This window comes from Vibrio sp. Vb0667 (genome assembly GCF_033391095.1).
Genome location: NZ_JAWPOL010000055.1, coordinates 1 through 11,397, shown reverse-complemented (window position 1 = coordinate 11,397; position 11,397 = coordinate 1). Strand labels below are relative to the sequence as shown.

The 11,397-nt window shown below is 44.4% G+C and carries 13 protein-coding genes; 10 read left to right on the top strand and 3 right to left on the bottom strand.

Translation table 11 applies throughout. From position 1 onward, the window contains the following. Nucleotides 1-164: 164 nt before the first annotated feature. Nucleotides 165-947: a tRNA pseudouridine(65) synthase TruC gene (truC, locus tag R8269_RS22900; RefSeq protein ID WP_005391793.1), complete on the bottom strand. Its 783-nt coding sequence runs from the start codon at nt 945-947 to the stop codon at nt 165-167. 4 nt (nt 948-951) lie between these two features. Beyond that, nucleotides 952-1,266, bottom strand: coding sequence for a YqcC family protein (locus R8269_RS22895; RefSeq protein ID WP_005391784.1), 315 nt, complete (start codon nt 1,264-1,266; stop codon nt 952-954). Nucleotides 1,267-1,342: 76 nt separating this feature from the next. Here R8269_RS22895 and R8269_RS22890 point away from each other — a divergent pair, with 76 nt between their 5' ends. Next, nucleotides 1,343-2,380, top strand: coding sequence for a DUF3549 family protein (locus tag R8269_RS22890; protein WP_005391782.1), 1,038 nt, complete (start codon nt 1,343-1,345; stop codon nt 2,378-2,380). A 13-nt stretch (nt 2,381-2,393) separates the two neighbouring features. Further along, nucleotides 2,394-2,693 carry a DUF3301 domain-containing protein gene (locus R8269_RS22885; RefSeq protein ID WP_005380315.1) on the top strand — a complete coding sequence of 100 codons (300 nt, stop codon included), beginning with the start codon at nt 2,394-2,396 and terminating at the stop codon, nt 2,691-2,693. Here R8269_RS22885 and R8269_RS22880 read toward each other — a convergent pair. Continuing rightward, on the bottom strand, nt 2,653-3,138 hold the full coding sequence (locus R8269_RS22880; RefSeq protein WP_258476553.1) for a GNAT family N-acetyltransferase: 486 nt from the start codon (nt 3,136-3,138) through the stop codon (nt 2,653-2,655). The genes R8269_RS22885 and R8269_RS22880 overlap by 41 nt on opposite strands. Before the next feature lie 931 nt (nt 3,139-4,069). Between R8269_RS22880 and R8269_RS22875 the strand changes: the two genes are divergently transcribed. From R8269_RS22875 to R8269_RS22840, 8 genes are all read left to right on the top strand, one after another. After that, complete coding sequence (locus R8269_RS22875; protein ID WP_012841496.1) at nt 4,070-4,363, top strand: hypothetical protein; 294 nt, start codon at nt 4,070-4,072, stop codon at nt 4,361-4,363. Next, nucleotides 4,360-4,809, top strand: a complete 450-nt coding sequence (locus tag R8269_RS22870; protein WP_005380310.1) for a YaiI/YqxD family protein — start codon at nt 4,360-4,362, stop codon at nt 4,807-4,809. The genes R8269_RS22875 and R8269_RS22870 overlap by 4 nt, the downstream gene beginning before the upstream one ends. Before the next feature lie 194 nt (nt 4,810-5,003). After that, nucleotides 5,004-5,993 carry a ketoacyl-ACP synthase III gene (locus tag R8269_RS22865; protein WP_258476544.1) on the top strand — a complete coding sequence of 330 codons (990 nt, stop codon included), beginning with the start codon at nt 5,004-5,006 and terminating at the stop codon, nt 5,991-5,993. Continuing rightward, the gene (locus tag R8269_RS22860) at nt 5,990-6,976 is read left to right on the top strand and encodes an NAD-dependent epimerase/dehydratase family protein (RefSeq protein WP_042521405.1); all 987 of its coding nucleotides are present in this window, start codon (nt 5,990-5,992) and stop codon (nt 6,974-6,976) included. The genes R8269_RS22865 and R8269_RS22860 overlap by 4 nt, the downstream gene beginning before the upstream one ends. Then, the gene (locus R8269_RS22855) at nt 6,945-7,808 is read left to right on the top strand and encodes an MBL fold metallo-hydrolase (RefSeq protein WP_213915291.1); all 864 of its coding nucleotides are present in this window, start codon (nt 6,945-6,947) and stop codon (nt 7,806-7,808) included. Before R8269_RS22860 ends, R8269_RS22855 begins: the two co-directional genes overlap by 32 nt. Further along, complete coding sequence (locus tag R8269_RS22850) at nt 7,796-9,064, top strand: F390 synthetase-related protein (protein WP_258476546.1); 1,269 nt, start codon at nt 7,796-7,798, stop codon at nt 9,062-9,064. Before R8269_RS22855 ends, R8269_RS22850 begins: the two co-directional genes overlap by 13 nt. Continuing rightward, a complete protein-coding gene (locus tag R8269_RS22845) occupies nt 9,052-10,164 on the top strand; it encodes an ATP-grasp domain-containing protein (protein ID WP_318222672.1) in 1,113 nt (370 codons plus the stop codon). The genes R8269_RS22850 and R8269_RS22845 overlap by 13 nt, the downstream gene beginning before the upstream one ends. Beyond that, on the top strand, nt 10,161-11,234 hold the full coding sequence (locus R8269_RS22840) for a hypothetical protein (protein WP_318222671.1): 1,074 nt from the start codon (nt 10,161-10,163) through the stop codon (nt 11,232-11,234). The genes R8269_RS22845 and R8269_RS22840 overlap by 4 nt, the downstream gene beginning before the upstream one ends. Nucleotides 11,235-11,397 lie beyond the last annotated feature (163 nt).

Below are 11,397 nucleotides of genomic sequence, written 5' to 3'. Positions count from 1 at the left end.
GTGAGTTTAAAAGCGAGGGAGTAATCGCGCTGAGTTCTTTTAGTTGTTGATTTCATAACACTCTCCAATTTTGGGGGTAGAAAGTGTCAACCTTATTTAGGACGGCACATAAATATTAAAAAGGGTTAGCATTGATGCTAACCCTTTTTATTTGTACTCAATCATTATCTAGATCTAACTGCGCCGATTATCGGTTCATCCCACTCAAATCGAGTAAACAATTGCTGCCAAGTTTCATCAAGATTGGCCGTCATGACAATCTCTTGATCGGTAAATGGATGGACAAACCGTAACTCTGAAGCATGCAGTAGCAAACGATGAGAATCAAACTCTGTGCGATACAGCTTGTTGTGCTTTCCATCCCCGTGCGTTGTATCACCCACGATCGGATGGCGTAGATGTGCCATATGACGACGAAGTTGGTGCTTACGCCCCGTTTTAGGTTTCATCTCAACTAAGCAATAACGCGTTGTAGGAAATTTACCCGTCGAATAGGGAACCTCCACTTTAGCCAACGGCTTATATTCCGTCACCGCTTCTTGCGCTTCTTTTTCTTGTGAAGCGAACTTATCAGCAATCTTGTCTAACTCCACTTTGAGTGCGTAATCCAAGACGCCCTCTTCCTCAATCCAACCGCGTACTATCGCGTGGTATGTCTTTTCCATTTTATGTTCAGCAAACATCGGCATGACTTGTGATGCGACTTCACTCGACAAAGCAAACACGAGCACACCAGATGTTGGACGATCCAGACGATGCAATGGGAACACATGCTGACCAATTTGGTCGCGCAAAGTTTGCATGACAAATTGAGTTTCGTGTTTATCTAACCAACTGCGATGCACTAACATGCCGGCAGGCTTGTTGACCGCTACAAAATATTCATCCTGATAAACGATCTCCAGCTCAACTGGTTCTGAAGATCGCGCTATTTTTTGTTCTAGCATTAGTTTACTTACACAGTTCGTCAATGGTTCGGATTGTAACAAGCAGCTCTGCGAACTGCGGTTCCTGCTTCCACGCTTCTGAAAAATAGGGCTCGAGAGAAAACCCTCTTGGCAATGGTTGGTTGTTTTCCACTAGCACGTGCATTCTGTCTATAAAGATCCACTGCAACCACTCATGAGGATGCAATGTATCAATCGCAAATGGCTCCACGCTTTGTAAGGCTTGCTCTGAAGGCCTAGTGTGTTGCCACAACTTATGTTCTTTAAGCTGCGTTTCAAGTTGGTGAAGTAAGTCGACCAATTGAGTATTTGTTACCATTAATTCTATCTCGAACCTTGAATTAGCCGAGAATGATACCATTTCTTGTGAAAAGAACGTTAGGACGTCGTATTTAATGGAAAACATTCAAACCCTCACTCAACTGTTGAACAACAGCCGCTGTGATTATCAAATCTTCGATCTTGGTCGTCGTATCAAAACCATCGCTAAGAAAGAGTTTGCCGATGTAGAAAAAGGTCAAGCACCGTACCCATTCCCAATGCAGCGTAAAGCACACCTTGCCATCGCTTATTGGAATGAACAAAAGCAACCTTGGATTTGGTTTCTAAAGTTTGAATTGGACGAGCGCGGTTTGTTAAAGCAAGCGGATATCGGCAATTTCATTAAATACGTAGTGGAAGCCATGGGAACACGCCTCAATGGTGATATCTCTGAAGAGCAACAGCAAAAGCTGTCTAATAACCCATATACGTTCAAACCTTCCGAAGACAAAATGGCCGTGTTTCATAGCCAGGTCCGCGCGAACCTCGATCTTCCTACCAGCCAATATTATGAGCACACTCAGCATTACTTTTCAGGTGGTTTAGGCTGGGATAATTGGCAAACCGTAGGTCTGCAAGGGATCACCGACATGGCCGCTCGTTTGGACAAAGAGCAAAACGGGGTAATGATACGCAAAGCGTTGAACCACCTACCAAATGAGCCACTTTATGCCCTATTAGGTGCGCTTGAGCATGTAGAGCTTCAAGAGCGTTTAGCAGAACGTATTGCGGAAAAGGCACAGCAAGAAATCGCAAGTAGCGAACCTGATCTCTTCCTACTTTCAGCACTTATCCGAGCCCTTGCTGGTGCACCAACAGAAGTCGCCTCTCCAGTATTAGATGCGATATTGCATAGCCCTCGTTTAAGCCATCAGGAGGTTTTGATTGGTGTGGCGGGTCGCGCTTGGCACTTACTCGCCAATGAAAAGGTAGCAGAACAGTTTTTGCTGCGTTTAGCTCAAACCGGTAATCAAGCCCTATTTAATCAGTTATTTGCCGATTTAGTGATGCTGCCAGAGTTAAGAATGGTGTTATTGCCTTTGCTGCATTCAAACCCATCAGAGGAACTAGCAAATGCGCTAGTAAGCTTACAACAAGCAACAAAAAGCTAAGAAAGGTTCAGGAATGATTGGTGATCTTTTAGCAATTTTAGGGCTCTGCTTTTTCTGTTACCTGTTTTGGCAACAGCGTCGCCAAGCCGAACTCGCAAAAGCGGCCATCACGCGTAAATGTGAGCAATTGGATCTCCAATTAATCAGCATCGCCTTTGGTGCCCATAAACTAAAAACGCCAGACGGAGTCTGGCGTTGGCATACGGTGTATCAATTTGAGTTTTCATCTCTTGGTGACGATTGCTACCAAGGAGAGTTAACCATGGTCGGTTTCAGGCCGCAGAACTTTCACCTACCACCGCATCGCTTGTAAATTCCATTTCAAAGTAAGGACCATATATATCCTTACTTTCTTTTGTTTTAACAAATCCCAGCTTTTTCAGTACCGCCATAGAAGCTTGATGATTGCTATTCACGTTAGCTTTCACCTTATTCAAGCCCAACTCACGGTACGCTTTGGGGAAAAATGCTTTTAGTGCTTCTGTTGCTAACCCTTTACCCCAATATGATTTATCAAAAATAAACCCTAATTCAGGTTCGGAATCGAGATTAGCAATAAACACGTGCCCCATATAGTCACGACTGGTGCTCTCTAGCACTGCCATACTATAAATGTTCTCATCATCCAGTATTTTCTCAAACATCTGTTTGGCAGACGCAACTGTATACGGACCATTCAATTCAGCACGGTTTTTCGCACAGCAATTCAGCATGACGAATTCTAGTTGCAACGACTCATTGTAGGGTAGAAGAAGCATTCTTCTGGTTACTATGGCCACATCTGTTCCTTGATTACAACAAACTTAATCTATCCGCAGATCACAAACTCGATGAGCTGAACATGCTCAATGATTGCGGGCATAACACCTTGTAGAGAAGCCGAAAGTTAAACCAACTGGTTGGAAAGGATATTGATCTGAGTTGTTTTTTATTAAGTGTTATTAGGAATTTATATATTTTGTGATATTGATATCCCCAAGCAACATCGAGATGCTTAATTCAATGAGAACACTGGATATCGTTTTTATATAAGAAAGACCCCGACACATAAGTATCGGGGTCATGGTCTTACTCGCAGCAGTCCGGCTACTAAAAGTGCTCCATGCATCATCCATAATAGTGGCTGATTCCGTCAGCTTATTCCTTACGTCGCTGTCCTAGCGGTGTCCTTATCATCCTGACTGCTAACATTCCTCGTTAGCACACGTCACTTGTTCCTTGAGCGGTGTCCCTTGCATCTTCCTGATGCTGTCCATAACCTCAATCCTAGAGGGTCCATTGTCTAACCTTAGTCATCAACATCCTATTGATGATCGTATCCTTACAATGTCCTACGCTCCATGCTTGATTAATCATCCTGACCAACCAAATCGTCTTCCTGACGATAACCAAATCCTTGGTGCTTTCCTGTTCCATGTCTGCTTCCTGCTGACAACTCTCAATTTACGCCTTTTCCAAAAATAGACAATCTATCCAAGATAAATATTTGGCTCTCACATTGGTTAACAAGTTGTTAAATCATTATTTATCATAAACTTAAGCTCTTTATCTTCTCTTTTCCCGCTTACGAAATCGTTTTCTCTCACAACCTATGTAAGAGATCTCTCACACTACACTCTCCAAAATGCCATTCGCCAAATTAGCGCACTCAACGTATGATGATAGATATATCGTTGTTAAGGATTAAAAATGTTAACTCAAGACGTTACTAAAGAATTAGAAGCGGTAATGGAACAACTGCAACAACAAGGAAAAGAACCAACCGTAGCGTTAGTGAAAGCACGCTTGAAAACGCCCGTCCCAATGCCTGCATTAATCACCGCAATAAAAAGTTGGAAAAGTGCTCAGCGTGTTCCCAAGGTTGAAGTCGCAGCACAAGCGCACACCGATAATGATCGTCTTGCAGCGCTAGAAAGCACGGTGAAAAAATTAGTGGCTCGTATTGAAGAGCTAGAAGCCAAGCTAAGTGAGAAATCATCATGAAGTTATGGGTAGATGCAGACGCGTGTCCAAAAGTTATTCGCGAAACCATTGTGCGTGCCGCCGAGCGTACGGGGATTGAATGTACGTTTGTCGCTAACCACGTTGTCCCTGTGCCGAAAAGAGACAACATCCATTCGCTACAAGTCCCTGCGGGATTTGACATCGCAGACAACGAAATCGTCAAGCGTGTAGAAGCCAACGATTTGGTGATCACGTCAGATATTCCGCTTGCAGATGAGGTTATCTCTAAAGGCGCTCAAGCCCTCAGTTCTCGTGGCGAGCTCTATACAAAAGACACCATCAAAGCTCGCCTAAATATCCGCGACTTTATGGAAACCATGCGTTCAAGCGGAATTCAGACAGGTGGGCCCGCCGCGCTTTCTCAAACCGATCGACGCGAATTTGCAAACCATTTGGATCGTATTTTGGCGAAATTTAAGAAGTAACCCTCACTCTATTCAAATTGAGCCAGCAAATAAAAGCCTGGCTCATTCCTGAAAATTCATTCTCAGCATTGCACCCAAAGCGTGCTCTTACTCCCATTTGTTTTGTTCTGTTTATTTTTCATCTCGCTCACCATAGCTTCAATATGCAACGTGGTTTATTTTGAACGACGTTTTTAATAAGTGTATAGAGAATAATGGGCTTTAACATCGTTTCCAGTGGAAGCTACCTGCCAACGAATCAATGGTCTGATCGAGAGATGGATCACTTCCTAAAATTAGCGCCAGGGACCTGCCGAAATAAATTCGACGTTGAATATCGTCATGTAGCCAATACAAAAGAGACCGCTATTTACATGGCGGTGCAGGCAATAGAGCAGTGTTTAGGAAACACACATACCTTAAGCTCCGTTGATCTCCTTATCTACGCTAGCGGTACACACCACCAGTCTCTACCCTACGACGCTTCAGCGGTTCTCGCCGCGTTAGACGCTCCAACATGGCTAGAAAGCTTTGATTTGAACAGCACCTGTTTATCCTTTCTCTCTGCGCTTGGTCTTGCTCAGAGTCTATTCTTAGCAAAACGGTACCGTCGGATTCTTATTGTCACCAGCGAACTCGCCACTGGCATCACACTGAATCGAAATTTTACGCTCAAACCAGAAGTTGCAACCTTATTCGCGGACGGTGCCGCCGCATTTTTGCTCGAAGAACACAACGATGATGGATTGCTCACCAGTCACTTTGAAACGCATCATACCGGGTATTCATTTTGTCAAATTAAGGGCGGAGGTAGTCATATCAATCCGCATACCTCCGAGCATCAAGCCTATTTAAAAAGTTGCCAGTTTGAGATGGAGGGCAAAGCACTCTTTAAACATGTGCGTAAAGCCTTACCAGCGTTTCTAAAAAAAGGGTTTGACGCCTCTCCGGTAACATTCAGCGATATTGATTATTTTCTTCCTCATCAAGCCAGCGCGCATGGATTAAAAAAACTGCCTTCACTCACCGGGCTACCAACAGAGAAAACCGTTAATCACTTTTCGACTTTGGGAAACCAAGTCGCCGCCTCACTCCCAATTAACTTACACTGGCTGCGTAATCAGCCAGAAGCCGCAGGAAAACATGTGTTATTAGCTGGCACCGCCGCAGGGTTGTCACTAGGGATGGGAGTGCTAAAACTATGAAGATATTGGTCACTGGTGGCAGCGGGATGTTGGGTAGCGCAATTCTGAGAATGTTTCACCAGCAGCATGAACTGCATTTTATAGCACGAAATACAGTCATCGCTAAACAACTCGCCGAGCAATTCGATGTTATCCCCCATATAGTCGATTTAAGAGACCACTCAGCAGTTCATGCGGTATGCCAAGGTATGGATGCAGTCATCCATTGTGCCGCTCTCTCAAGCCCATGGGGAAAGTGGCAGGCGTTTTATCAAGCCAATGTAGATGCCACCAAAAACCTCGTCAATGCGGCTAATACGCATCAAATCTCGCGTTTTATCCATATTTCGTCCACCAGCGTCTACTTTGACCATCAAGACCGTTGGAATATTAGAGAAACCGACGCCATAGCTTCATACTGGTGTAATGATTACGCACACACAAAATACCTATCGGAAATTGAAGCCGTAAAAGGCCAAAGCAAAGCGATCATTTTAAGACCGCGTGGCATTTTTGGACCCAATGATCGCGCGATTATCCCAAGAGTGCTTAAGGCGATAAAAAACAACACTCTGCTTCTGCCATCGGGTAGAAATCCTGTGGTTGATCTGACCTATGTAGACAACGTTGCCCATGCAGCGATGCTCGCTTGCACTCAGGCAGGCCAACTTCAGCATGGTGATGTGTTCAACATTTCCAACAACGAACCAATGCCAATTGAGACTGTTCTGCAAGCTTTATGTGAGGGGTTAAACCTAAAAGTAACGTTACAATCATTACCATACGGCGTTGTATCACCATTATTAAAGCTCAGTGAGCAAATACGAAGGCACTTACCACATCAGCCAGAACCAAGGCTCACCTCATACAGCGCAGGATTGTTTAACTATCATCAAACTCTGGATATCAGCAAGGCGAAACAAACACTGAATTACCAACCGCTTTTTTCAATTCAAGAAGGAATACAGCAGTATGCAAACTGGTCTAAAAATAAAAATCTTTGAGGCTGGACACTGCGTACACCCAGGCTTTGTTGTCAAACCAGGTTCTGGTATCAAGCCTAGAGCATTTCCGGCAGCCGTTGCGTTAATTCAGCACCCAACACAAGGCAACATCCTGTTTGACACGGGATATCACGAGCATTTTTTTAGCGCGACTCGCCCCTTCCCTGAACGTTTTTATGCTTGGACAACACCTTGTCGCTATAAAAAAGAACACGGAATTGTTGCGCAGTTAGCAAAAGAAAGTCTCAAACCTCATGATATTGAACACTTAGTACTTTCCCACTTCCATGCTGATCACATTGCTGCCGTGTCTGAGTTTTCCCACTCTCAATTGCATTGCCAACAAAAAGGGGTGGATGCAATTACTAAAAGTGGTCGAATTGGAGGCGTAAGAAAAGGATACCTAAAAGCTCTACTTACTCCACAACTTGAATCTAACTTATTCATTCATAGTGACTTTTCTGTATCAATCAGCCAAATTCTTCCTCAGTGCCAAGGTGTTAATTTGCTCTGTAAAGACATGTTCGACGATGGATTTATTTATATGGTTAGCTTGCCAGGCCATGCAGCTGGCCAAGTGGGCTTGCTGGTTAAAAGAGACCAAGGTTGGCTGTTCTTACTCGCCGATGCATGCTGGTTAATCGAGAGCTTGAGTGAAAATATCGATCAACATTGGCTGGCGAACATGCTTTGCGATGATACAAAAGCCTATAAAAACACCCTCTCCGAGTTGAGAAGTTGCTACCAACAAACCCACCACTTTGTTCGCTTCGTGCCTTCACATTGTCAGGAAACTATCCAGCAGCTAATCAAAGAAGGATGGATGAAGTGAGAACGCTTATCTCAGAATTCTGGCGAACCCGCTACCGCCCCTTCGGCTCAAGTGAACAAGTCGAAACATGGCAGCAACAACACTTAACGCAACACTTGGATTGGGTATGCCGTCATTCACCGTATTACCGCTCACTTCAAGGTGCACCACTCAGTGATTTCCCTATCATGAATAAGCAAACCATGATGGAGAACCTTTCAGAGTTGAATACGAAAGGCTTAGATGCTGAACAGCTAATGCAACAAGCACTCGAAGCAGAACAGTCACGCAACTTCGCCGCTTCGAAAGTTGGCGATGTTACTGTTGGGCTTTCTTCGGGCACATCAGGCATACGCGGGTTGTTTCTTGCTGACAAACAGGAAACGCAACTGTGGGCTGGCAATATATTGGCTCGCCTGTTGCCCAACCTATGGCAAAAGCACCGAATTGCGCTAGCCTTGCGCGCCAACAGCCCACTGTATAAATCCGTCGCGAAAGGCCCTGTCACATTCTTTTATGCGGATTTAACTAAACCTTACCAAGAATGGATAAAAGAGCTAGATGAGTTCCAACCCACGCTTTTAGTTGGTAGTGCGCAAGCTCTTCAGCTCTGCGCCCAGTTCAGCGGTCAATTTGGTCAACCCGAAATTCAACCACAGCGGATCATTTCTGGTGCAGAAGTCCTAACTGAGAGTGACCGTCACTTTATTTCTCAACGGTTCGACAGCGAACTCCATGAAGTCTATCAATGTACCGAAGGTTTTCTTGCATGTACTGATCAGCATGGACAAATGCGCTGGAATCAGGATGTTATTTACATCGAAAAACATTGGCTGAATACCGAACGTACTCATTACAGCCCAATTATCACCGATTTTCGTCGTAAAACTCAGCCCATTATTCGTTATCAGCTCGACGATATTATTGAGAATAAACAGGATAATGGCGTATTTGAACCTCTTGGCACGATTGCCGGACGATGTGGTGATCGCCTCACGCTAAACGCAAACCACGTCCCAGTTACGGTGTTACCAGATCTCATCTACCGCGCTATAACACTATCTGCCAAAGGTCGCGTGGATTACCGAATCACCCAAACAGGGTCACAAGCCATTCAAATTGAAGCGGATGTTCACCACCATCGGGTTATACACCAAGCCTTGATAAAGTTGTTTGACCAATTGCGGCTTGATCCTGTCAGATTTAGTTACCGCCCTGCGCCTATTTGGACGCCAATGAATAAACAACGACGTGTGGTGAACATATGCGGGTCTTAATCACCGGAGCCCGAGCACCAGTTGCACTAGAGTGGGCAACCATGTGTATGCATCATGGGCATGAAGTAATTCTCACCGATTCGCTAAAAAAGCCTCTGGGATCGTTTTTGCGAGGTATCGAGTCTTATATACCCACCGCTTCACCTCGATTTGCGTTTCCCACCTATCAACAGCAGATCCTAAAAATCATTACTCAGATGCGTATTGATATAGTGATACCCACTTGTGAAGAAGTGTATTACTTGGCTCATGTTGCCAAACAATGCCCAGAAGTAGATTTTTTTCTGCCCAATGTGGGACTACTCAATGCCCTGCACAACAAGTTGACCGTCTTTGAACAGCTTCAGGGTTTGCCAGAAATCACACTTCCAAAAACTCGTTTGGTCGCTGATAAAAGTGAGATTGAAATTAATAAGAGGACCGTTCTAAAGCCCGTTTACTCTCGGTTTGGCGGGCAAGTCATAAGAGATGTGACGACTCAGTCTATTTCTGCCGCCACGATATCGCCCCTTTTCCCTTGGGTTCAGCAACAAAAAATCCAAGGGACTCCGGTGTGTAACTATGCCATTTTTGAACATGGTGACCTTAAAGCACACCAAGCTTATGTGCCGAAATACTGTGTAAACGGCTCGGCCGCCAGTGCTTTTCAGCCGATCTCGTGCGAACGACTAGATACATTTATCGCAGCTTTTGGTAAACGTCATACTTATCATGGGCAAGTGTCGTTTGACTTCATCAAATCACAAGATGAACTCTACGTGATTGAATGTAACCCAAGAGCCACCAGTGGTTTGCACCTACTCTCGTCTCGATGCAACCAACTGCTTCCTAATATGGAGTTTACCAGTCCTTCCAAGCAGCGATTGCATCATTTAGGTCCAATAACACTCATCGCTGAAGGCGGGTTATCCCTGTTCAAAGCTCGAACTTGGCAAGATTGGTGGTCTGGAGTGAATGTGATGCAACAGCATAACTTACCGGTCGGGAGCCAAATCCGGAGTATGTTTGAATTACTCCGGTTAGCTAGGCAGAACAAGACGAAGTGGAGCGACGCTTCTACCGTTGATATTGAGTGGAATGGAGAGGCATTGAACTCATGACACTTTCCTCTCAAGAATGGCATCAAACCTTTATCACTCTTATGCAGTCAAATCCTATTGATGAATGCACAGCAAGCTTTGGTTGCTACTATATCGATGATGTTGCCATTCCTTACTCCGTAACACCAAAAATACCAAACAACTGTTATGCAGTCTCCCCTATGACACTGCTTAGTGGCTACGCCGAAGAAGAGCTTCACAAAGTCAAAAATGTGGCTGTTCGATGGGTATGTAAGTTACTTATTAATATGACTAAGCCAGTCTTATCATTGGCTGGATTGGATCAAGTCCAAACGCTCAACAATCAGTGCTTGTCCACCAATATGTATAGCGAACAATGGAAATCCTTAAATCTCGATGAACTGCGTCGCGTCGCACTCGATAAACATCCCACCTTTCCCTTGGTGCTTCGCTCCCTCAACCAGCGTCAACAATCACGCTTTATTCAGCGATTAGAGCAGCAGCAATGGCAAAGCTTGGTAACACGACAAGTGTATTTACTTGATGATTGGCAAGCGTTCAGCTTCAACCGAGATTTAACGAAAGACTTCAAACTGCTTAATGATAAAGATTGGCAGTTTAGGCCACTGACCACTGATGAAGAGTTTCAGCGTGCCAAAGAGTTATATGACATGCTTTACCTTGATAAATACAGCCTCAATAACATCCAGTTTTCAACCCAATATTTAAAACAGGCGAGCCAGAACAATTTAGTAAAGTTAGTGGGACTGTTTTATCAAGAAGAGATGCTGGCTACGTTAGGCATTGTAGAAATTGATAATGATATGACTTGCCCAATTTTTGGCTACGATACCAATAAGCCACAACGCCTCGCATTGTATCGTCGAATATCGGCCTATACCATCCGCCACGCAATGATATTCCAGCGTCGTTTTAATATGAGCTCAGGTGCTCCGGCTTTTAAACGCAACAGAAAAGCCCGGCCAGAAATTGAATTTAGCTATGTTTATATTGCGCACTTACCTTGGTACAAACGCATAATTTGGAAAAGCTTATGCTGGCTCACTCAGCACTTTTATCGCCCTTTGTTGATGCGTTTTCAGCTATAAACCGACATCTATAATCAGGTAAGCCTGCGTACACAGTCTCAATCGATAAAAAAGCCTGCGACGTTCGCAGGCTTTTTATAATGGAGCTGTGCCGTCCTAAATAAGGTTGACACTTTCCACCCCCCAAAATTGGAGAGTGTTATGAAATCAACAACTAAAAGAA